The sequence below is a fragment of the Rhodococcus shunpengi genome, from assembly GCF_048381395.1.
GTDB lineage: Bacteria > Actinomycetota > Actinomycetes > Mycobacteriales > Mycobacteriaceae > Rhodococcus.
The window spans coordinates 404,541-426,747 of the sequence record NZ_JBLWIU010000034.1 but is presented as its reverse complement, the minus strand read 5'-3'; the positions used below and the strand labels follow the sequence as shown (position 1 = coordinate 426,747).

At 68.9% G+C, this 22,207-nt stretch carries 18 protein-coding genes and 4 tRNA genes; 13 read left to right on the top strand and 9 right to left on the bottom strand.

Annotation, left to right across the window (positions count from 1 at the left end):
* The first annotated feature begins 5 nt into the window (after positions 1-5).
* The 4 genes from ACNJ7K_RS22245 (at position 6) to ACNJ7K_RS22230 (ending at position 370) form a co-directional block, all read left to right on the top strand.
* A tRNA-Cys gene (locus tag ACNJ7K_RS22245) sits at positions 6-76 on the top strand.
* Position 77: 1 nt separating this feature from the next.
* Positions 78-152, top strand: a tRNA-Val gene (locus ACNJ7K_RS22240).
* A 50-nt stretch (positions 153-202) separates the two neighbouring features.
* Positions 203-278, top strand: a tRNA-Gly gene (locus ACNJ7K_RS22235).
* Between the two features lie 20 nt (positions 279-298).
* A tRNA-Val gene (locus ACNJ7K_RS22230) sits at positions 299-370 on the top strand.
* Positions 371-509: 139 nt separating this feature from the next.
* On the opposite strand, the gene ACNJ7K_RS22225 is transcribed toward ACNJ7K_RS22230, so the two are convergent.
* Positions 510-1,004, bottom strand: coding sequence for a 2-isopropylmalate synthase (locus ACNJ7K_RS22225; protein ID WP_159418497.1), 495 nt, complete (start codon positions 1,002-1,004; stop codon positions 510-512).
* A 400-nt stretch (positions 1,005-1,404) separates the two neighbouring features.
* Between ACNJ7K_RS22225 and ACNJ7K_RS22220 the strand changes: the two genes are divergently transcribed.
* Positions 1,405-1,974 carry a GNAT family N-acetyltransferase gene (locus tag ACNJ7K_RS22220; protein ID WP_487042194.1) on the top strand — a complete coding sequence of 190 codons (570 nt, stop codon included), beginning with the start codon at positions 1,405-1,407 and terminating at the stop codon, positions 1,972-1,974.
* 54 nt (positions 1,975-2,028) lie between these two features.
* Here the strand turns inward: ACNJ7K_RS22220 and zapE are convergent, their stop codons facing one another.
* Positions 2,029-3,042, bottom strand: coding sequence for a cell division protein ZapE (gene zapE, locus ACNJ7K_RS22215; protein ID WP_487042193.1), 1,014 nt, complete (start codon positions 3,040-3,042; stop codon positions 2,029-2,031).
* Between the two features lie 180 nt (positions 3,043-3,222).
* On the opposite strand from zapE, the gene ACNJ7K_RS22210 reads away from it, so the two are divergent.
* The 3 genes from ACNJ7K_RS22210 to msrB all read left to right on the top strand — a co-directional run bounded on the left by ACNJ7K_RS22210 (position 3,223) and on the right by msrB (position 6,552).
* On the top strand, positions 3,223-4,767 hold the full coding sequence (locus ACNJ7K_RS22210) for an alpha/beta fold hydrolase (protein WP_487042290.1): 1,545 nt from the start codon (positions 3,223-3,225) through the stop codon (positions 4,765-4,767).
* A 63-nt stretch (positions 4,768-4,830) separates the two neighbouring features.
* Positions 4,831-6,066 (top strand): glycosyltransferase family 87 protein, encoded by a 1,236-nt coding sequence (locus ACNJ7K_RS22205; protein ID WP_487042192.1) that lies wholly within the window; start codon positions 4,831-4,833, stop codon positions 6,064-6,066.
* Positions 6,067-6,123: 57 nt separating this feature from the next.
* Positions 6,124-6,552 carry a peptide-methionine (R)-S-oxide reductase MsrB gene (gene msrB / locus ACNJ7K_RS22200; protein WP_059381498.1) on the top strand — a complete coding sequence of 143 codons (429 nt, stop codon included), beginning with the start codon at positions 6,124-6,126 and terminating at the stop codon, positions 6,550-6,552.
* Here msrB and ACNJ7K_RS22195 read toward each other — a convergent pair.
* Positions 6,515-7,240 (bottom strand): HAD family hydrolase, encoded by a 726-nt coding sequence (locus tag ACNJ7K_RS22195; RefSeq protein WP_487042191.1) that lies wholly within the window; start codon positions 7,238-7,240, stop codon positions 6,515-6,517. The two genes, msrB and ACNJ7K_RS22195, sit on opposite strands and share 38 nt — an antisense overlap.
* 172 nt (positions 7,241-7,412) lie before the next feature.
* Between ACNJ7K_RS22195 and ACNJ7K_RS22190 the strand changes: the two genes are divergently transcribed.
* Positions 7,413-8,381: an L-lactate dehydrogenase gene (locus ACNJ7K_RS22190; RefSeq protein ID WP_487042190.1), complete on the top strand. Its 969-nt coding sequence runs from the start codon at positions 7,413-7,415 to the stop codon at positions 8,379-8,381.
* Positions 8,382-8,413: 32 nt separating this feature from the next.
* On the opposite strand, the gene ACNJ7K_RS22185 is transcribed toward ACNJ7K_RS22190, so the two are convergent.
* From ACNJ7K_RS22185 to hemE, 4 genes are read right to left on the bottom strand one after another with little or no spacing between them, the layout of a single operon-like run.
* A complete protein-coding gene (locus tag ACNJ7K_RS22185) occupies positions 8,414-10,699 on the bottom strand; it encodes a molybdopterin-dependent oxidoreductase (RefSeq protein WP_487042289.1) in 2,286 nt (761 codons plus the stop codon).
* Between the two features lie 55 nt (positions 10,700-10,754).
* Positions 10,755-11,450 (bottom strand): hydrogen peroxide-dependent heme synthase, encoded by a 696-nt coding sequence (gene hemQ, locus ACNJ7K_RS22180; protein WP_060651217.1) that lies wholly within the window; start codon positions 11,448-11,450, stop codon positions 10,755-10,757.
* Positions 11,451-11,455: 5 nt separating this feature from the next.
* Positions 11,456-12,814 (bottom strand): protoporphyrinogen oxidase, encoded by a 1,359-nt coding sequence (locus ACNJ7K_RS22175; protein ID WP_230787277.1) that lies wholly within the window; start codon positions 12,812-12,814, stop codon positions 11,456-11,458.
* Entirely contained in the window at positions 12,811-13,908 is a 1,098-nt protein-coding gene (gene hemE, locus ACNJ7K_RS22170; protein ID WP_230787282.1) for a uroporphyrinogen decarboxylase, read from the bottom strand. Before hemE ends, ACNJ7K_RS22175 begins: the two co-directional genes overlap by 4 nt.
* A gap of 168 nt (positions 13,909-14,076) precedes the next feature.
* Between hemE and ACNJ7K_RS22165 the strand changes: the two genes are divergently transcribed.
* The 3 genes from ACNJ7K_RS22165 (at position 14,077) to ACNJ7K_RS22155 (ending at position 17,486) form a co-directional block, all read left to right on the top strand.
* Entirely contained in the window at positions 14,077-14,652 is a 576-nt protein-coding gene (locus tag ACNJ7K_RS22165; protein ID WP_026061620.1) for a DUF3000 domain-containing protein, read from the top strand.
* Between the two features lie 50 nt (positions 14,653-14,702).
* Entirely contained in the window at positions 14,703-16,115 is a 1,413-nt protein-coding gene (locus ACNJ7K_RS22160; protein ID WP_230787285.1) for a WS/DGAT/MGAT family O-acyltransferase, read from the top strand.
* A gap of 117 nt (positions 16,116-16,232) precedes the next feature.
* On the top strand, positions 16,233-17,486 hold the full coding sequence (locus ACNJ7K_RS22155; protein WP_159418503.1) for an HRDC domain-containing protein: 1,254 nt from the start codon (positions 16,233-16,235) through the stop codon (positions 17,484-17,486).
* Between the two features lie 61 nt (positions 17,487-17,547).
* Here the strand turns inward: ACNJ7K_RS22155 and ACNJ7K_RS22150 are convergent, their stop codons facing one another.
* Complete coding sequence (locus ACNJ7K_RS22150; protein WP_487042189.1) at positions 17,548-18,351, bottom strand: oxygenase MpaB family protein; 804 nt, start codon at positions 18,349-18,351, stop codon at positions 17,548-17,550.
* 287 nt (positions 18,352-18,638) lie between these two features.
* On the opposite strand from ACNJ7K_RS22150, the gene ACNJ7K_RS22145 reads away from it, so the two are divergent.
* Positions 18,639-20,036, top strand: a complete 1,398-nt coding sequence (locus ACNJ7K_RS22145; protein ID WP_159418505.1) for a sugar porter family MFS transporter — start codon at positions 18,639-18,641, stop codon at positions 20,034-20,036.
* A gap of 76 nt (positions 20,037-20,112) precedes the next feature.
* Here ACNJ7K_RS22145 and dxs read toward each other — a convergent pair whose 3' ends face one another.
* Positions 20,113-22,056 (bottom strand): 1-deoxy-D-xylulose-5-phosphate synthase, encoded by a 1,944-nt coding sequence (dxs, locus tag ACNJ7K_RS22140; RefSeq protein WP_159418506.1) that lies wholly within the window; start codon positions 22,054-22,056, stop codon positions 20,113-20,115.
* Between the last annotated feature and the right edge of the window lie 151 nt (positions 22,057-22,207).

Below are 22,207 nucleotides of genomic sequence, written 5' to 3'. Positions count from 1 at the left end.
TTTACGGTGGAGTGGCCGAGTGGTGAGGCAACGGCCTGCAAAGCCGTGCACACGGGTTCGATTCCCGTCTCCACCTCGCGCGATTAGCTCAGCGGGAGAGCGCTTCCCTGACACGGAAGAGGTCACTGGTTCAATCCCAGTATCGCGCACCAGGTTCGACCAGCACGTGGGTCGAGCCGGTTCACCGAAACAACGTGCACATGCGGATGTAGCGCAGCTGGTAGCGCATCACCTTGCCAAGGTGAGGGTCGCGGGTTCGAATCCCGTCATCCGCTCCACTCCGGCGATCACCATGCCGGCGCGATTAGCTCAGCGGGAGAGCGCTTCCCTGACACGGAAGAGGTCACTGGTTCAATCCCAGTATCGCGCACAGAAGATGAAGGCCCCCTTCGAATTTCGAAGGGGGCCTTCATCCGTTCGCGGGGCCGGCCGATCGTCCGGGTCATCCGGTGAGGATCCGACAGCGGGCAGTCCGGTGCGGAGGTACTCCCCCGCACCGGACCGGCGCGTCAGGCGCCGAGCTTGTTGATCCCCGCGATCATGGCCCGCAGCGACGACTCGCTGCCGGTCTCGCCCGTGCCCATCACCCAGACCGTGCGCTCGCCGGAGCGGCACAGCAGGAAGGTCGCGGACATCTCACCGAGGTCGTGGCGGTGGAACGACAGGATCTCGATGTTCAGCCCGAGGTCGTACAGCATCGCGGTCATCGCGGCGATCGGTCCGCAGGTCGTGGCGGATGCCGTGTGGATCGTGTCGCCGATCGCGATCGTTGCCTCGAAGGCGCTGCGTCCCGCACCCAGGGCTGTCGCGGTCCAGCCACCGAGGCGGACCGGGCCGTGCTGCGCACCGTAGGTGGATTCGAACTCCGTCCAGCTCATGCCGGAGGCTTCCTCGCGCAATCCCCGAGGAAGGGCACGTCCGTAGCGGGCGAAGAACGGATCGGCATCAGGGGTGCCGAAGGGGAACATCGGGGCGAAATCCGAGAAGGAGGTGAAGGCGTTCATCGTTCGTAGTGGTCTTCCACGAGAAGGAAGGACCGACGCGTAGCTCAACGACCCGCAGCGAGGGGTCGGTCCGAATCAGACCCCGCTACGGCGGTGAACTACGAGTACGCGCTTCATTGCCGCGACGGTACAACGCCCCGACATTTTGTGCAAGTCGCATGCACGGGACCGTGTGACGCAACCGTGACCACGGTCGCTGGAACCTGAGGGATCCCTCATGTAGCGTGGATGTTGCCATCCCCCCGATGGTGTCGAACCCCAGCCATGACCCCCCATCCAAGGCTGGGGTTCAGCCATATCCGGACCCTTCTCCGTCTCGCGTCCGGGCTCGTGTCTCCGTCTCGCATCGACACGCGGGGCATCTGCCGGATCGTCCTGTCCGAGTGCTTCACTGGTGTGCATGTCCATGCCACCACTCGAAGAAGCGATCTCCGTCGACGAGGCGGGCATCTGGGATGCCGAGGCGATCGCTCAGGTCGCCGCCGCGACCTTCCCGCTCGCCTGCCCTCCGGACGCCGCCGAGGACGACATCGCCGACTTCATCGAGCGCACCCTCAGCGCGGAGAAGTTCGCCGAGTACCTGTCCTCTCCCGAACGCATCGTTCTCGAGGCGCGCGCGGGTGAGGAGATCGTCGGATACCTGATGGCAGTGGACGCCGCTCCGGAGGATCCGGCGATCGACGCGATGATCACGGCGCGGCCGGCGATCGAGATCAGCAAGCTGTACGTGATGCCGGGCCATCACGGTTCCGGAATCTCTGCGGCGCTCATGGATGCGATCGTCGCGCGGGCCCACACGCTCGGGCGTGCCGGCCTGTGGCTCGGCGTCAACCAGAAGAACACCCGCGCCCGGCGCTTCTACGAGAAGCAGGGTTTCGAGGTGGTGGGCACGCGCACGTTCGTCGTGGGCGCGCAGACGCACGACGATTTCGTCATGCAGCGCACCCTCCGAGCGGATGCCGGCCGGTGAGCCGATGATGCGGTGAAGGTCGACCCGGCGGGCATGCGCGCGCCGGGTGTCCGATCAGCCCGCGGCGACCTCGAAACGGGACAGCGCCAGCAGGCGGGACGTCGCGCGCAGGTACTTCTTGCGGTAGCCGCCCGCGAGCATCTCGGGCGTGAAGATCTCGTCGAGCTTGGCGCCGGAGACCGTCACGGGGATGCTCGCGTCGTACATGCGGTCGGCGAGGACCACCAGACGCAGGGCCACCGACTGGTCCTTCGCCGGGTGCACGCCCTCGAGGAAGACAGCGGGGACACCCTCGACGAGCTTGCCGTAACGCGACGGGTGCAGCGTGCTCAGGTGCGCGCACAGCTCGTCGAAGTCGTCGAGCGTGGCACCCGGGATCGCATCGGCGCGCTCGGAGAGCTCGGCCGAGTCGATCGGATCGGGTGCGGGCGGCAGGTCGCGGTGACGGTAGTCGGGGCCGTCGACGCGGATGGTCTCGAAGATCGACGCGAGCTTCTTGATCTCGCGCAGGAAGTCCTGTGCCGCGAACCGTCCCTCACCCAACTGGCCGGGGAGCGTGTTGGAGGTCGCGACGATCGAGACGCCGCGGGCCGACAGTTCGGTCAGCAGACGCGAGACGAGCATGGTGTCGCCCGGATCGTCGAGTTCGAACTCGTCGATGCACAGCACGCTGTGGTTCGACAGCTCCTCGACGGCCTTGTTGAACCCGAGGGCGCCGACGACGTGGGTGAGCTCGACGAACGTGCCGAAAGCCTTGGGCGCGGGTGCGCTGTGGAAGATCGAGGCGAGCAGGTGGGTCTTGCCCACGCCGAAGCCGCCGTCGAGGTAGAGGCCGGCACCCTGCGGCTGGGAGCGACGGCCGAACAGGCCGCGCTTGCCGCCGCGGATCTTCCCGATCTTGCCGACGAACTCCGCCGCGGTCTTCACCGCGGCCGCCTGGCTCGGCTCGTTCGGATCCGGAATGTACGACTCGAAGCTCACCTCGTCGAACATCGCGGGGGGCACCATCTGCGCCACCAACTGGTCTGCAGGCACCACCGGATTGCGGTCGACGAGACGTTCGTGCATTAGCCCAGGGTACGACCGCATCATGCTCGGATCCTCACTCGAATCCGGAATGCGACCTACTTCACACGGCGTTCACCTCGACGTCACGCACCGGGAGGACACTTCGGATCGGCCGCTCCACCACCGGTTGCACGCGCCCGCCGGTGAACCTGGCAGGCTGTGCGCATGCGCAGATCGGGAGTGATCGCCGCGATGTTGATCACGGTTGCCGCGGCGTCGACCGCGTGCGGAGCAGGACCGTCGATACGTCCCGACGTCGCCGTGGTGCGCGACGATCCCGGTATCGCCGTCGACAGGACCCCGCAGGACGAGACCGAGGTACCCGAACTTCCGGTGCCGTCGGCCGAACCGGCATGGCGGAACTGCACGGACGAGACGCTCTCCTCGTTCGACGCACCGCCCGGTCCCCAGGGTCTCGTTCTCGAGTGCGCGGAGGTCGTCGCCCCGATCGATGCGGCCGGCAACGTGGCGGGCACCTTCCCGCTGGCAGTCATGCGCGCACGGTTGCCCGACACCCCCACCGACGTGGCGCCGCTGGTTCTCACGACCGGCGCCGACATCGCGTCGACGCGCGCACTGACCGGCATGGCGACCGGCCCGATGTCCGGTGCACTGACGATGCGCCCGATCATCGCGGTGGATCGGCGCGGAATGGGCAACTCGCTCGCAATCGACTGCATCTTTCCCGCGGATCGTCGCGGTCTCGGCGATCTCGGACAATTCGGCCGCACCGGCGATGCACCCGAACGTGTCGCCGATCTGGGCCGTCAGGCGACCATCTCGTGCACCGACTACCTGCAGCCGCAGCAGCTGATGTTCGGCGCATCACACGCCGCTGACGACATCGAACGCCTCCGCCAGGCATGGGGCGTGGACCGGATCGGTCTCCTCGGGGTGGGGAACGGTGCGACGGTCGCGCTCGCCTACGCCGCCGCCTATCCGGGCGCGGTCGGCCGTCTCGTCCTCGATTCCCCCGCCGCGGCCACCGCCGACGCCGAACTCATGGCCGAGTCGCAGGCCCGCGGCGCGGAGGCCGCCGTCGATGCCTTCGCCCGGCAGTGCACCGCCCTCGACTGCGCCCTGGGCGACGATCCCCGCGCGGCGATCGAGGATCTGCACGATCAGGCCACCGAGGGTGATCTCGCGCCGGTCTCGGCCAATTCGTTCCTCACGGCACTGACGGGTGTCCTCGGCACGCCGCGCGCCGATCTGCAGGCCCGCGTCCGTGAGGTGGCGGACGTCCTCGCAGCCGCGCGGGACGGCGATGTCATGCCGCTCATCGAACTGGTCGGTGCGGCCGAGGAGAGGCTCTCGACGGACGGTCAGTTCGTCGCCCGGTGCAGCGACGGACAGCGGTGGCCGACCCCGACCCACGCGGGCGATCTCGCCCGGAGCTGGTCCACCCTGTATCCGCTGTACGGCGCGGACCTGGCGACGGGCCTGACGGCGTGTGCGGCGTGGCCGAGCCTGCCTCCCCCGCCGCTGCCGGCGGCGCTCGACGTGCCCGTGCTCGTCTCCTCAGGGGCCGCGGACCCGGTCGTGGGCAATGCCGGCGTGGAGTCGGTGACCGGTGTGCTCACCGCAGGCGGTATCGCCTGGGCGTCGCTGTCGTGGCAGGGTGCCGGTTACTCGGCGGTCCTGCACTCGGGTTGTGTGCAGGCCCGGGTGGAGGCCTATCTGTCCGGCGGGGAACTTCCGCCCAACGGGAGCCTGTGCCCCGCGTGACGTTCCCCGGCCGGGGTCAGGGCGTGTGCACGGGTCCGCAGGCCCGCGGTGTACCGTGCCGTAGTGTTCCTCAGAAGTCTCGAACCCCGGACCGCACGCACGACCGCCGAGGTGGTCAAGGCTGTGGTGTGGCCCCTTGCCGTACTGACGGTTCTGCACCGGGTCGTGATCAAAGCGGTCAACGGGTTCCGGACGGACGACTTCACCCCGGTCTACAACGCGGCGCTGGCCTTCCTCAACCGCCGGCCGGTGTACACCGCCGAGTTCCAGTGGGTCGATCCCCACTACCTCTATCCGCCTTCCGGCACGTTGTTGATCGCCCCGATCGCGGTGATCGACCCCGAGCGGTCGCGGTGGTTGTTCATCCTCGCCAATGCGATCGCGATCCTCGTCGCGCTCTATCTGTTGCTGCGCATGTTCGGTCTGCGACTCGATTCGCCGATCGCGCCGGTGCTGGTCTTCGCCGCGTTCGCCTCCGAGACGGTGACGAACACGCTCGTCTTCACGAACATCAACGGTCTCGTCCTGCTCGGCGAGATCGCGTTTCTGACGCTGCTGCTCAAACGACGTGATCTGTGGGCGGGGGCTGCGCTCGGCCTGACCTTCGCCGTCAAACCGATCCTCGCTCCCCTGCTGTTGCTCCCGCTCGTGCGCGGACAGTGGAAGGTCTTCATCACCGCCGCGGGTGTCCCGATCGCGCTGACGATCATCGCGTGGCCCCTGTCGGTCGACGCGTGGCAGTTCGTCGAACACACCGTGCCGTACCTGCTCGAGTCCCGCGACTACTTCAACAGCGCGATCGTCGGCAACGGCATGTACTACGGGCTCCCGGCCTGGCTGATCTTCGGTCTGCGGGCGGCGCTCGCGGTGATGGTCGCGGTGTCGGTGTGGTTGCTCTACCGCTACTGCCGCCACGACGAGGTGTTCTTCGTGTGCACCGCCGGTGGTGTGTTGCTCGCCGCTTCGTTCCTGCTCGGATCGCTCGGCCAGATGTACTACTCGATGATGCTGTTCCCGCTGCTGATGACGGTGCTGCTGCCGAACTCCGTGATGCGGAACTGGCCCGCCTGGCTCGCCGTCTACGGCTTCCTGAGCTACGACTCGTGGCTGTCGAGCCGGTGGGTGGAGGCCGGGCGCGCGGCGGAGTACATGAAGACCACCTTCGGCTGGTCGCTGCTGCTCGTCGTCGTCTTCGCCGTCCTGCTCGACCGCTACCTCGTCGCGAAGCGCGAAGGGCGCCTGGCGGACGGCATCGAGCCGTCGCACCTGCTCGAGGAGAAGCAGCCGGCACGGACGTGATCCGTCCGTGCCGGTGCAGACGTGACGCGCGCGCCGAGCGCGGTTAGCGTGGAGATCATGACGTCTGCTCCTCGATCCGAACCCGCACCCAAGGTCGTCCACACCGACGAGGAATGGCGTGCGAAGCTCACTCCCGCCGAATTCGCCGTGTTGCGTCAGGCCGGCACCGAGCGCCCCTTCGTCGGCGAGTACACCGACACCGAGACCGAGGGCATCTACGAATGCCGCGCGTGCGGTGCCGAACTGTTCCGCAGCACCGAGAAGTTCCACTCCCACTGCGGGTGGCCGTCGTTCTTCGACCCCGCCGACTCCGACGCCGTGATCCTGCGCGAGGACAACTCGCTGGGCATGCGGCGCATCGAGGTGGTGTGCGCGACGTGCCACAGCCATCTCGGGCATGTCTTCGAGGGCGAGGGTTACCCGACGCCCACCGACCAGCGGTACTGCATCAACTCGATCTCCCTGCGCCTGGTTCCGTCGGAGTGATCCCGGCCGCGGCCAGCGCGGTCCACAGTGCGTCGTGCCGCTCGGTGGTCGGTGCCGGTTCGACGAGTTCGAACGCACATCCGATCGACCGGGCGGCACCGTCCGCCTTCTCGCTGTCGCCGATCATCAGCGTCCGTCGCGGGTCGACACCGAGTCTGTCGACGGCGTAGCGGAAGATCTCCGGTTCGGGCTTGACGGCGCCCACCTCGAAGGACAGCGCGAACACCGACACGAGGTCGTCGATACCGAGCCGCGCGAAGGCCGGCCGCAGGTCGAAGGCGATGTTGCTCACCACGCCGACGGCGATCCCGTCTCCGGCGAGCGCCTCGATGACGGGGACGGTGTCGGGATAGACGGTCCAGCAGTCGGGGTCGGTCACCTTCTCGTAGAGCGCCTGTGCCTGCTCGGGATCGGCCACGCCCGACCTGCGCAGCACCGTCAGGTAGGCCTCGCGGTGCCAGCGCGGTTCGCGGTCGCGGTTGGTCCACGCGTGGTGCTCGTCGGCGTCCATCTCGACGGGCTGCCCGACGGGTTGCGTCAGCCGCCGCATGAGTTCGGCCTGCCGGTGCACGTCGAAGGGTCTGCCCTCGTGGTCGGTGACGTCCGCGAGCCAGCTCTCGTCCTCCTCGAGCCGGAACAGGGTGCCGGAGAAGTCGAACAGGACGGCATCGAAGGGAGTCTCGGCCATGTCCCGAGGCTAACGGCTACGCGACAGCGGCAGGTCGGCTCGGGTAGATCTCCTCGAGCAGTCGCTGCCATCGCGTCGGGCCGGCCGCACGCAGGGAATGTCCCGATGCGGACCGAAATCATGTGGCCCGAGGTTACCGACCGAGCGGCCTGTATACGCCACAATTTCTCGCATGGGTGAGACGGGTACGAGAATCCGGCGACACACGAAGCTGTCCGTCGTCGGCGCCGGGAGCGTCGGTACCGCGGTGGCGTATGCGTGTCTGCTCAGGGGTTCGGCAGACGCCATCGCGCTGTTCGACACGAATTCCGCGAAGGTGCGCGCGGAGGTCCTGGACCTGAACCACGGCACCCAGTTCGCGCCGTCGTGCCGGATCGAGGGCAGCGACGACATCGCGGTCACCGCCGGTTCCGATCTGATCGTCGTGACCGCAGGGGCCAAACAGCATCCCGGCCAGTCGCGTCTGGATCTCGCGGCGGCGAACGTCGCCCTGGCACGGGACCTGACGCCCGGCCTGCTGTCCGTCTCCCCCGAGGCGGTGATCGTCTTCGTCAGCAATCCGGTCGACATCGTCACCCGCGCCGCGATCGCGGCGACCGGCATCTCGGACGGCCGGATCTTCGGGTCGGGCACGGTGCTCGATTCCGGCCGGCTGCGGTATCTGCTCGCCCACCGCGCCGACGTCGCGATCGAGAACGTCCACGTGTTCGTCGTCGGTGAGCACGGCGATTCGGAGGTCGCGCTGTGGTCGGGTGCGGCGATCGGGGGTGTGCCGGTGGAGTCCTTCGCCGTCGACGGACGACCCGTCTTCGGTCCGGAGACCCGCGCCGCACTCTTCGAGGAGGTCGTGCGCAGCGCCTACGAGATCATCCGCGGCAAGGGCGCCACGAATCTCGCGATCGGACTGTCGAGTGCCCGCATCGTGGAGGCCGTGCTGCGGAACCAGCGCCGGGTGCTTGCGGTGTCGACGCTGCAGATCGGGCGGCACGGCCTGCAGGACGTCTGCCTCTCGCTTCCCACCGTCGTCGACGCGCGCGGCGCGCACACCGTGCTCGAGGTGCCGTTGTCGCCGGAGGAGGAGGCGGGTCTGGCCGCCTCCGCGGCCACCCTGCGCGAGGTCCAGTCGTCCCTCGGTCTGTGACGCTCCGGCCGTATGTGCTCGGCCGCGAGGACTCAGCGCTGCCGGACGACCGGCGGATCGTAGGCCCGGATGGGCGGTAGCTCGCCGTCGAACCGCTCGACATCGACGAGCACGTGCTGCCCGGTGCAGCCGTGGGACAGCGACGATGTGCCGACGTCGGGAGTGAGCACGTTCGCGTTCCCGTGCACGCACATCGATCCGGGATCGGACGGATCCAGCGGGTCGTACCAGGCTCCCGTCGCGAGCTGGACGACGTTCGGCAGCAGACCGTCGTCGAGGACGACCCCGGCAAGGCACGAACCACGATCGTTGAAGACGCGGACGATGTCGCCGGCCTCCAGACCTCGCGCGGCCGCGTCGTCGGGACGCATCCGGATCGGTTCGCGGCCACGGATCTTCGACGCCTGGCTCACCGAGCCGTGATCGAGCTGCCCGTGCAGGCGCGTGGCCGGCTGGTTGGCGATCAGGTGCAGTGGGAACCGTTCGACCCGCGAGGAGCCGAGCCATTCGTCGGGTTCGTACCAGGTGGGGTGCCCGGCGCAGTCGTCGTAGCCGAACGAGTCGATGTCGGCGGAGAAGATCTCGAGCCGTCCACTGGGAGTCCGTAGCGGGTTCGCCTCGGGGTCGGACCGGAAATCCTCGAACAGCGTCAGATCGTCCTCGGTCCGCATCCGGACCGGTCCGCCGTACCAGAAGTCGTCGAAGGGCGGTGGGTCCTCGATGCGTTGGTCGTCGGCGAGGACGAAACCGCGCCACTGCTCGTAGAGGTGTTCGAGCCACTGCCGGGAGGTCCGGCCCTCGGTGAACTGCTCGCCGAAGCCGAGGCGGTGGGCGAGAGCGGTGAAGGTGTCGTAGTCGTCGCGGGCGTCGGCGAAGCGCGGGACGGCGGCCTGCATCGCGACGAGCAGCGGATCGTTGCGCGTGCACGTCAGGTCGTCGCGCTCGAGCGCCGTGGTCGACGGCACGACGATGTCGGCGTGCTTGGCCATCGGCGTCCAGTACGGGTCGTGAACGACGATCGTGTCGGGTCGCTGCAGGGCCCGGCGGAGCCGGCCGATGTCCTGGTGGTGGTGGAAGGGATTGCCACCCGCCCAGTACACGAGCCGGATGTCCGGGAAGGTCAGGCGACGGCCGTCGTAGTCGAACTGCTCCCCGGGCCGCAACAGCAGGTCGGAGATCGCGGCGACGGGGATGAAGTCCTCGACGTCGTTGTTGCCCTGGAACAGGGTGGGCAGCGGATACGGGACGGGCGCGAGACCGGGTTCGTTCATCGACCCGTAGCCGTGGCCGAAACCGCCTCCGGGAACGCCGAGTTGACCGAGCATCGCGGCGAGGGTCACGCCCGCCCAGGGCGCCTGCTCGCCGTGCCGCACGCGTTGCAGCGACCATGTGACCGACACCAGGGTGCGGCCGCGGGCCATGCGTCGCGCGAGGTCGACGAGGGTGCCGGCCGGGATGCCCGACAGTCCGGCGGCCCACTCGGGGGTCTTCGGGACGCCGTCGGTGCGGCCGAGCAGATACTCCTCGAAGCGGTCGTAACCGGTGCAGTAGCGGTCGAGGAACTCGCGGTCGGCCAGACCTTCGGTGGCCAGGACGTAGCCGAGGGCGAGCATGATCGCGACGTCGGTGCCCGGCCGCGGCGCGAGCCACTCGTGCTCACCGTGCACGTCGCTGCGGATCGGGCTGAACGAGACGATCCGTCCGCCGCGGGCCCGCATCCGGTCGAGGGCGTCGCGGGTGGGGTGATCGCTCGTGCCGCCGTCGTTGACAGCGGTGTTCTTGAGCGGGATCCCGCCGAAACACACCATCAGATCGGTGTCGCGGGCGATGACCTCCCAGGAGGTCGAGCGCGCGAACAGTTTCCAGTGGGTGCCCACGACGTGCGGCATGATCACGCCGGTCGCGCCGAGCGAGTAGGAGTGCACCGAGCGGGTGTAGCCGCCGAACATCTTCAGGAAGCGGTGCACCTGGCTCTGTGCGTGGTGGAACCGGCCCGGGGCGGACCAGCCGTAGGAGCCGCCGAAGATCGCTCGGTTGCCGTGCCGGTCCTTCACGCGCTGCAGTTCGCCCGCGAGGATCTCGGTGAGTTCGTCCCACGAGACGGCGACGTACTCGTCGTCGCCGCGTCGTGTGCTCGGTCCCGGTCCGTTCTCGAGCCAGCCGCGGCGGACGGCCGGCCCGGCGATGCGAGCACGGTGCCGCACCGATCCGGGGATGTTCCCCAGGATCGGTGAGGGGTCGCGGTCCCCGGCGTAGGGCTGCACGGCGACGACCTCGCCGTCGCGTGCCTGCGCCGAGAACATGCCCCAGTGCGCCATCTGGGAGAACAGACGACCGTCTCCCTCCGGTGGCACCGCGCTCGTCGAGGTCACGTCAGGGCAGCGACGCGACGAGGGCTTCGACGTCGACCCGCGGTCCGGTGAAGAAGGGGGTCTCCTCCCGCACGTGCAGGCGCGCGTCGGTGGCACGCAGGTCGCGCATGAGATCGACGATGCGGTGCAGCTCCGGCGCCTCGAAGGCGAGGATCCACTCGTAGTCGCCGAGCGCGAAGGCCGGAACGGTGTTGGCGCGGACGTCGGGGTAGCCGCGGGCCGCCATGCCGTGGTCGGCGAGCATCTTGCGGCGCTGCTCGTCGGGCAGCAGGTACCACTCGTAGGACCGCACGAAGGGGTACACGCAGACGTAGTTGCCCGGCTCCTCCCCCGCGATGAAGGCGGGCAGGTGGCTCTTGTTGAACTCCGCGGGCCGGTGCAGTGCGGTGTTCGACCAGACCGGGGTGCTCGCGCGGCCGAGGATCGTGGTGCGCCGGAAGTCGGCGTACAGCTTCTGCAGATCCTCGATGTGCTCGGCGTGGGTCCAGATCATGAAGTCGGCGTCCGCGCGGGTGCCGGCCACGTCGTAGATGCCGCGGACGATCACGTCGGTGTCGTCGAAGCGGGCGAAGAACGCCTTCGCGTCCTCGATCGCCGCGGCGCGGTCGTCGCCGAGGACGCCGGGCCGGACCTGGAAGACCGACCACATCGCGTAGCGGAGGGTGGAATTGAGCTTGTCGTAGTCGAGACGTGCCATGACGTTCATCCTTCCATTCGTGCAGTCAGGCGTGCGGCCGCGGCCGTGCCTGTTGCGACACATGCAGGTACACCCACACCGTGCAGCATCGCGCCGGCGACCTCGAGTCCGTCGATCCCTGCGATCTCGGCCTCGAAGGCGGCGACGATCTCGCGGTGGTGTTCGCGGTACTGCGGCAGCCCGCCGTGCCACCGCTGCACGAAGGCGGCCACCGGTTCGGCGTCGACTCCGGTCACGGTCGCGAGATCCGCGCGGGCCAGCGCGATCAGGTCGGCCTCGGACGCGTCGACGAGCGCGTCGTCGCCGAACCGCCCGAACGACGCGCGGGCGAGCGCGACGGGCCGTTCGGCGAGGTGCGGCCACTTGCGGCTCGACAGCGTGAAGGCCTTCGCCGACAGTTCCTCCCCGGTCGCGACGAGGATCCCGGAGTTCTGCGGGAGGCCGGCGTCGTGCGGCAACGCGAGCGCGACCACCACCGACGAGGCGAGCGGGATCTGCGCTGCGCACTGTGCGGCGGATCGCACGCTGTCGACCAGCAGCCGGGCGGCATCCGGGGCGGGCACGGCGAGCACCACACCGTCGACCTCGCCGAGCGGATCGACCGACCACCGGCCACCGCTGCGCTTCAGTCCGGATGCGGCCGTGCCGTAGAGGAACTCGGCGTCGGCCCCGCGGACGAGGGCTTCGATCAACACGCCGTAGCCCTCGCGCAGCGTCCCGAAGACCGGGGCGTCCGACTTCGGGGGCAGAGCGCGGGCGACGGCGTCGCTCAGGCTCGTCGCGCCGGCGTCGAGGGCCGCGGCGAGCGTCGGGACGGTGGCACGGACACCCGCGGTGTCGGACAGCCCCGAGTACACCCCGCCGAGCAGCGGGTCGACGCTGCGCCGCACCACCTGCTCACCGAAGCGTGATCGGACGAGATCCGCGACGGAGACGTCGGAGTCCCGGTCCCAGTGGAACGGCACTGTGGGCTCGGCGGTGATGCGCGCCAGCGTCTCGTCGTCGACGAGCCCTTCGACGGAGTGCGCGGAGGCGGGGATACCCATCAACGTGCCCGTCGGCAGCGGATGCAGTCGCGCGTCGGCGTACAGGAGCGGACGGGCGGCCGTGGGGTGGACGACGTGGTCGCTCAGCCCGAGTTCCTCGACGAGCGCGAGCACCTCGGGTCGGCGTGCGATGAACGCCTCGGCACCGACGTCGACGGGGTCGCCCGCAAGCGGGACCGTACGGAGCTTGCCGCCGAGCCGCGACGATCGCTCGAGCACGACGATCCGCGCGGCGGCGCCGAGCGAACGACGCAGCCGGTACGCGGCGACGAGCCCACTGATCCCACCGCCGACGACCGCGACCGTCGGCGGGGTCACAGCGAATGCACCAGCTCGACCACTCGCGTGATGACGTCGGGATCGGTGTCGGGCAGGACGCCGTGACCGAGATTGAAGATGTGTCCGATGGCGCCGGCCTCGAGAGCACGGTCGGCCTCGGCGACGATGCGGCGCACCTCGCGTTCGACCACCTCCCGGCCCGCGAACAGGATCGCGGGATCGAGATTGCCCTGCAGGGCCTTGCCGGGGCCGACGCGGGTCGCGGCGACGTCGAGCGGGATACGCCAATCGACGCCGACCACGTCGGCACCCGCCTCACCCATGGCGCCGAGGAGCTCCCCGGTACCGACACCGAAGTGGATGCGCGGCACCCCCGCACCGGCGATCTCGGCGAAGACACGCTCGGAGTGCGGCAGGACGTACTCGCGGTAGTCGGCGAGCGAGAGGGCGCCGGCCCACGAGTCGAAGAGCTGGACGGCGTCGACACCGGCACCGATCTGCGCGCGCAGGAAGGCGATGGCGACGTCGGTGAGCTTGCCGAGAAGGGCGTGCCAGGTCTTCGGGTCGGCGTGCATGAGCGCCTTGGTGCGCTCGTGGTTGCGGCTCGGGCCGCCTTCGACGAGATAGGAGGCCAAGGTGAAGGGCGCGCCCGCGAATCCGATGAGCGGGGTGTCGCCGAGTTCGCGGGTCAGCAGACCGACCGCGCGGGCGACCGCTCCGACCTCTTCGGCCTCGAGGGTCGGCAGCGCGGTGACGTCGGCGGCGGTGCGGACGGGGTTCGCGACGACCGGGCCCGTGCCCGCGACGATGTCGAGGTCGATCCCGGCGGCCTTGAGCGGGACGACGATGTCGGAGAAGAGGATGGCGGCGTCGACCTTGTGCCGCCGCACCGGCTGCATCGTGATCTCGCAGACCAGTTCGGGGTCGAAGCACGATTCGAGCATGCCGATGCCGGTCCGGATCTCCCGGTACTCGGGCAGGGAGCGGCCGGCCTGGCGCATGAACCACACGGGCCGGTGGGCCGGCTTCTCACCGCGCGCGGCCGACAGCAGGGGCGCATGGGGCAGGATCCTCCGCGCGGGGTACTCCGCGGGCGCCGCAGATCCGACGTTCGTGTTCTCCAAGCCGGTCATCGATCCTCGTTCTTCGGGCACTGCGCGCCGTCGCGCAGGGCAGCGTCTGCCGGGGCGCACACAGGACGTGTGGTCCGGACCCGCTGCCCATGCTGCCACGCCCGTGCCGTTCGCCGGAATCGGCGCGCCTCCCGCGTGCGGTGCGTCACCGGCACTAACCTCCGCTCGGTGACCACCTCGCCCGCCGAGCCGGCCCGCTTCCGTTCCGCAGTCGATGCGATGAACGCGGCCACCGTGCGCCCGGAGATCGAGGTCGGGCCGATCCGCCCCCCGCAACGGCTCGCTCCCTACAGCTACGCCCTGGGCGCCGAGGTCCTGCACGACGAGACGGACCGGGTGCCCGAGCAGTCCGAGGGCGACGCGTTCGGCCGACTCATCCTTCTCTACGACCCCGACGGCGACGAGGCGTGGCACGGGACCACCCGGCTCGTCTCGTACATCCAGGCCGACGTCGACGAGAGCCTGGCAGCGGACTCGCTGCTACCGGAGGTCGCGTGGAGTTGGCTCGTCGACGCCCTCGCCGCGCACGGTGAACCGCTCACGGCGCTCGGCGGCACGGTGACCGCGACGACCTCCGTACGGTTCGGGGACATCGCGGGCCCGGGACGCGCCCACCAACTGGAACTGCGCGCGTCGTGGACTCCGCAGTCCGACATGCTGACCCCGCACGTGGAGGCGTTCTGCGACGTCCTCGCATATGCCGCGGGTCTGCCTCCGGCGGGGGTCGCGCGACTCCAGCGGTGAAAACCGGCGCAATCCGACCGGATTTCTAGAACCTGTTCTATTCTTGGTTCATGCAGCGTCTCAGCGGGCTCGATGCCGGTTTCCTCTATCTCGAGACCCCCAGTCAGCTCCTCCACATCTGCGGGCTGATCGTGCTCGATCCGTCCACCGTCCCGGGTGGCTACGACTACGTGAGCCTGCGCAACGAACTCGAAGCACGCCTCACCGCCGTACCCCAGTTCCGGATGAAGCTCGCCGACAGCAGATTCAACCTCGACCATCCGGTCTGGGTCGACGACCACGACTTCGACCTCGACCGGCACGTCCACCACGTCGGCGTGCCCGCTCCGGGCGGCCGGACCGAGCTCGCGGACCTGTGCGGCCACATCGCCGCACAACCGCTGGATCGCTCGCGGCCGCTGTGGGAGATGTGGTTCGTCGGCGGCCTCGACGACGGCAGGATTGCGGTCATCGCGAAGATGCACCACGCCGGGGTGGACGGGGTCTCCGGTGCCGCACTCATCGCGCAGCTGTGCAGCCTCGACCCGGCCGAGCCCCGGCCCGAACCGGTCCAGTGGGGTGCCGGCGACGCGAACGACCTCGCCATCGCGATCGCCGGAGCCCTCAACGTCGCCCGCCGGCCTCTCCACCTGCTGCGAATCCTCCCCGGCGCGGTCACATCGCTGACCTCGTGGATTGCGCGCGCACGCCGCGGCGACGCCATGCCCGCGCCGTTCACGGCGCCGCGCACCCCGTTCAACTCCACCATCACCGGACACCGCAACGTCGGCTTCGCCGAGTTGAACCTCGACGACGTGAAACTGGTGAAGAACGTCTTCGGCGTCACCGTCAACGACGTGGTGATGGCCGTGTGCTCCGGTGCGCTGCGCCGATATCTGGAGCGGCGCGGCGAGCTGCCCGACTCCCCGCTCATCGGGATGATCCCGGTCTCGGTCCACGGCAGGTCGGATCGCCCGGGACGCAACCAGGTCTCGGCGATGTTCGCCGACCTCCACACCCACATCGCCGACCCCGCCGAGCGGCTGCGGACCCTCGCGGAAGCGAACGCGGTGGCCAAGGAGCACAACGCCGATCTCGGCGCGAACCTGCTGCAGGACTGGTCGCAGTTCCTCGGCGCGGCGGTCTTCGCTCCCGCGATGCGCGCCTACGCCGGACTCCGACTCGCCGACCGGCACCCGGTGATCCACAACCTCGTGATCTCCAACGTGCCCGGACCGCCCGTCCCGCTGTACTTCCTGGGTGCGCGCATGACGGCGATGTATCCCTTCGGCCCGATCTTCCACGGCGCCGCGCTCAACGTGACGGTGCTCTCCCTCGACGGCAGGCTCGACATCGGCCTGATCTCGTGTCCCGATCTCGTTCCCGACCTGTGGGAACTCGTCGACGACTTCTCCCCCGCCCTCGAGGACCTCATCCTCGCGGCGGGTGCGGAAAGCGACGACGTCGTCTCGCAGGAGGGGTGACGCGGTACCCCGGAGGGGGTTCGCGTGGCGTCGAGCGGGTCCGTGTGTGTCCGCCGATCGGACGTTCCGGACAGGAACGGAATTGCGCACGGGGACGACACCGCTAGAGTCACGCCCATGCCGGCACAGAACGACGAGGACGAGCAGAAGAGCACGAGCGTGACGACGGTGCCGCTCCTCGAACCGCGCGACGGCGTCCCGGAGGTCGTCACCACGGCGCGCGGGGTCGCCGAGGCCGCAGCGATGCTGGCGCAGGGACACGGCCCGCTCGCCGTCGACGCCGAACGCGCGTCGGGCTACCGCTACTCCGCGCGCGCCTATCTCGTACAGCTCCGCCGTGAGGGCGCCGGCACGGTGCTGCTCGACCCCATTCCGACACGGGACGATCTTGCTCCCCTGGCCGAGGTGATCAACGACCTCGAATGGGTCCTGCACTCCGCCGACCAGGATCTCCCCGGCCTGGCCGAACTCGGACTCCGCCCGGCGAAGTTGTACGACACCGAACTCGCCGGTCGCCTCGCCGGATTCCCCCGCGTCGGTCTCGCCGCGATCGTGGCCGAGACCCTCGGCCTCGAGCTGCGCAAGGGCCACGGTGCGGCGGACTGGTCGACGCGGCCGCTTCCCGAGTCGTGGCTCAATTACGCAGCGCTCGACGTCGAACCGCTCGTGGAACTCCGCGACGCGATGGCGAGTGAACTCGAGCGGCAGAACAAGACCGAGTGGGCCGCCCAGGAATTCGAGCACATCCGGCTCGCGGGACCGCCCGCTCCGAAGCCCGATCGATGGCGCCGCACGTCCAAGATCCACGCGATCAAGGACCGACGCCGCCTGGCGATCGTCCGGGAACTGTGGACCACTCGCGACGAGATCGCCGCCCGGCGCGACATCGCGCCGGGGCGCATCCTTCCCGACTCCGCGATCATCGCCGCCGCGGAGGCGAATCCCACGACCGTCGAACAGCTGCAGAAGCTTCCGGTCTTCGGCGGTCCGCGGCAGCGGCGTTCCTCCCGCGCGTGGCTCAACGCGATCGAGCGGGCCCGTGCACTGCCGGAGGACCGGCTCCCACCCCTCACCCCGCCCCTGACCGGGCCTCCGCCGGCCGGCCGGTGGTCGCGCCACCACCCCGAGGAGGCCGCACGTCTCGCCCTCGCGCGCGGCGAACTCGCCGCTCTGAGCGAGGAAGTCGCCGTTCCGGTCGAGAACCTGATCAGTCCCGAACTCGTTCGGCGCCTGTGCTGGGACTGGGACGTCTCCGACGGGGGCGACGTCGAGGAGTACATCGACGGCCGCTTCGCCGAGGGCGGGGCACGTCCGTGGCAGCGCGCGTTGACCGTGCCGCGACTCGCGAAGGCCCTGACGGCGGAGAACTGATCTCCGCCGTCTCTCCTACGTACTGCTTCGTTCCGGCGCTTCCGCGTCCCGGGCAGCACATCTAGCCAGCAGCGACGTGCGCGGGCACCGCGGCGAACCTCTTACGCGCGTCGCGCAGGACCAGCCTCTTGGGCAGGTGGCGCGCCGCCGCGGGCAGCGCCCGGTAGGCGGGCACCGCGATCCGCATGAGGCGGTCGAACCATCGCTGGTGGGCCTCGGTCCACGTGAAGCGGTAGGCCTCACGGATACGGGGATCGAGCATGCCCAGGGTGAAGAACCTATTGAGCGCCATCGCCGGCCGGACGACGATCGGCAGGTCGCCACCGGAGAGCAGGGCGCGTGCGTAGGAACGAACGGTCTCGTCGATCTCGAGATCGTCGACGACACTGTGCCAGTAGGCATCGAACGCGTCGAGGTCCGCGGGCCACATCTCCTCAGGTACCTGCAACGACGTGCCGTAGACCGCGAACTCGCGGTACAGCCGTTCGGCCTCGGCCCGGTCGAGGCGGCCGAAGAACCGCTCGTACACGTCGCGGCCGCCGTGGAACATCACCGCGGCGATCCACAACTGGAGCTTCGGATCGAAGGCGTTGTATCCGTCGGAGCGAACCGGTGCGTGGGCGCGGTTGACGAAACGCACCACCCTGCGCCGTTCCTCGTCGTCGCCGAACGCCACGAGGAAGATGTACGCACTCGTGTTCCGGAAGCGTGTGACGGGATCGATGAGCGCCTTGCTGTGTTCCACCACCCCGTGCCCCACCGGAGGCAGAGCGATCTCCATGAGGAACCTCCGAGGTGAGGTCAGCAGGAACGCCGCTTCACCCACCACACCCTGTACCGTCGCATCCGGTCGTCGCCGAGTCATGGAAAGAGACTGTATTCCCAGATCACACAGTGTCAAGCGGAGGTCCTCCCCGGATGGGAAGGTCGCAGGCAGAGCAACGAAGCAGAGAGAATACATCTTAACTTCTTGCCCGCTCGGAGGCGTCGCCACACTCCGTGGATGTCCCGTTCGAAGTCCGCCCTGCGGGCGAGTTCTCGCCGGAAACGTCGAGTCGGCCGTTCACCCCGGCGTAATGTTCCCCTGAAGAAAACACACTGTGTCCAGCCCTTTTCCCGCCCTCGCGGCCAGTCCGATCCAGGAGTTCCTCGGTGACCCAACCATCGACCGCACACGCCGCGAAAGTCATCGCCGTGACCGTCGCGGCGGCCGTGGGCGGTTTCCTGTTCGGCTTCGACAGCTCGGTCATCAACGGTGCCGTCGACTCCATCCAGGACAACTTCGCACTCAGTTCGTTCGTGACCGGTTTCGCCGTCGCCATCGCCCTGCTCGGCTGTGCCGTCGGGGCATGGTTCGCCGGACGCCTCGCCGACAGTTGGGGCCGCAAGCGGGTGATGCTCCTCGGCTCCGCCCTGTTCGTCATCTCGTCGATCGGGTCCGGTCTGGCCTTCAGCGTTCCCGATCTCATGCTGTGGCGTGTGCTCGGCGGCCTCGGCATCGGTATCGCCTCGGTCATCGCCCCGACCTACATCTCCGAGATCGCACCCGCTCGCTACCGCGGCGCCCTCGCATCACTGCAGCAGCTCGCCATCACTCTCGGCATCTTCGCGGCCCTGCTGTCCGACGCGGTGCTGCAGAACGCCGCCGGTGGAGCGTCGAACGAGCTGTGGTGGAATCTCGAGGCTTGGCGTTGGATGTTCCTCGTCGGCGTCGCGCCCGCCGTCCTCTACGGCGTACTGGCGCTGACGATCCCGGAGTCCCCCCGTTATCTCGTCGGCAAGGACATGGACGAGGAGGCTGCGGCCGTCCTGGCCAACGTCACGGGCGAACTCCGGCCCGACGAGCGTGTCCGCGAGATCCGGCTGACGCTGCGACGCGAGTCGAAGGCGTCCTTCGGCGACATCCGCGGTCCGGTCTTCGGTCTGCAGCCGCTGGTGTGGGTCGGCATCACGATGGCCGTCTTCCAGCAGTTCGTCGGTATCAACGCGATCTTCTACTACTCGACGACCCTGTGGAAGTCGGTGGGCTTCACCGAGAACCAGTCGTTCACGACGTCGGTGATCACGGCCGTGATCAACGTGCTCATGACGTTCGTCGCGATCCTGTTCGTCGACAAGATCGGCCGCCGTCCGCTGTTGATGACCGGTTCGATCGGCATGTTCGTCAGCCTGCTGCTCGCCGCCATCGCCTTCTCGCAGGCGGTCGGCAGCGGTGAGGATGTCGAACTTCCGGCACCGTGGGGTGCGCTCGCCCTCGTCGGCGCGAACGCCTTCGTGATCTTCTTCGCCGCCACCTGGGGTCCGATCATGTGGGTGATGCTCGGCGAGATGTTCCCGAACCGCATGCGCGCGGTGGCCCTCGGTATCAGCACCGCGGCGAACTGGATCGCGAATTTCACGGTGACACTGGCGTTCCCGCCGCTGACCTCCGCGGTCGGGCTGTGGTTCCTGTACGGACTGTTCGCGTTCTTCGCCCTGCTGTCGTTCTTCTTCGTCAAGACGAAGATCCCCGAGACCAAGGGCATGGAACTCGAGGAGATGCAGAGCTAGTCGATACAGACGCCAGGGGCGGTATCCGGATCACCGGATACCGCCCCTCGCGTCTGTGCACCTGCGTCGGTCGGACTCAGCCCGCTTCGCGGTCGGACTGCTCGACCGCCGAGGGTCGCGATCGCTCCTCGGGTTCGCTGTCCAGACCGGCGACCCAGCCGGTGACCTGACGCGCCACATCCTGGGCCGTCAGACCGAGTTCGGCGTGGATCTCGTTGCGGGAGGCGTGATCGAGGAACTGCTGCGGCACCCCGAGATCGCGCGTGGGCACATCGACGTCGTTGCGGCGCAGCGCGGCGGAGACCGCCGAGCCGACACCACCGTGGAGGCCGCTGTCCTCGATCGTGACGACGATCCGGAAGCCGCGTGCGAGGTCGACCACCGCGTCGGGCACGGGGAAGACCCACCGCGGGTCGACGACCGCGGCGTCGATGCCCTGCTTGGAGAGACGATCGGCGACGTCGAGCGCGAGACCGGCGAAGGCGCCGACCGCGACGATCAGTGCGTCGCCGCGCCGCGACGGCGGCATCCGCAGCACGTCGACCGTGCCGTCGAGACGCTCAAGCGCCGGAATGTCTTCTCCCACCGAGCCTTTGGGGAACCGGAGGACGGTCGGGCCGTCGGAGACGTCGAGCGCCTCACCGAGTTCCTCGCGCAGCGTCGCCCCGTCGCGCGGAGCGGCGACCCGGATGCCGGGAACGATGCCCAGCAGGGACAGATCCCACATGCCGTTGTGACTGGCCCCGTCGGAACCCGTGACACCCGCCCGGTCGAGCACCACGGTGACCGGCTGCCGAAGCAGTGCGACGTCCATGAGCAGCTGGTCGAACGCGCGGTTGAGGAAGGTCGAGTAGACGGCGACGACGGGATGCATCCCACCGAGCGCGAGCCCCGCCGCCGACGTCACCGCGTGCTGTTCGGCGATGCCGACGTCGAAGGTGCGCTCGGGGAACCGTTCGCCGAACTTGGCGAGTCCGGTCGGTCCGGGCATCGCAGCGGTGATCGCCACGACGTCCTCCCGCTTCTCCCCCAGCGCGATGAGTTCGTCGGAGAAGACCGACGTCCAGTCGGGGGCGGAGGTGGACTTCGCCCGACCCGTGCGCGGATCCATCACGCCCGTGGCATGCATCTGATCGGCGAGGTGGTTCTCGGCGGGCGCGTAGCCGGCTCCCTTGCGGGTGACGGCGTGGACGAGGACCGGGCCGCCGTACGCCTTCGCGCGACGCAGCGCCGATTCCATGGCCTGCTCGTCGTGCCCGTCGACCGGGCCGAGGTACTTGATGCCCAGATCGGTGAAGAGCACCTGCGGGCTGACCGCGTCCTTCACACCGGCCTTCATGCCGTGCAGCACCGAGTAGGCCGCCGAGCCGATCCAGGGGATCCGCTTGACGATGCGCCGACTGTTGTCGAGCACCTTCTCGTAGCCGGGCTTGAGGCGCAGCGCCGCGAGGTGCTCGGCGAGACCGCCGATCGTGGGTGCGTATGAGCGGCCGTTGTCGTTGACGACGATCACCATCGAGCGGTTCTGCCCGGCGGCGATGTTGTTGAGCGCTTCCCAGCACATACCGCCGGTCAGCGCGCCGTCGCCCACGACGGCCACCACGGTCCGATCGGACTGTCCGGACAGCGAATAGGCCTTGGCGAGTCCGTCGGCGTACGACAGGGCGGCCGAGGCGTGCGACGACTCGATCCAGTCGTGTTCGCTCTCCGCGCGGCACGGGTAGCCGGACAACCCACCCTTCTGCCGGAGACTGTCGAACTCGTCGCGACGACCGGTGAGGATCTTGTGGACGTAGGCCTGATGACCGGTGTCGAAGAGGATCGGATCGCGTGGCGAATCGAACACCCGGTGCAGAGCGATGGTCAGCTCGACGACGCCGAGATTGGGCCCGAGGTGACCGCCGGTCGCCGCGACCTTCTCGACCAGGAATTCCCGGATCTCCCCCGCAAGCTCGGTGAGCTCCACAGGGGAGAGTCGACGTAGATCGTCGGGCGACTGGATGCGGGACAGAACACCCAACTGGAACAGCTCCCTCCGGCTCGTGCCTCACGCTCGTCGCGCGAGTGATTTCCTCAGTCTACGGAGCGCGGGAACGGAGCGTCTCCCGCCACCGCCTCGCTTCCGCGTGATCTCCTGGTCACCGGCGGGCGGATCGTCCGCCGGTGAGCGA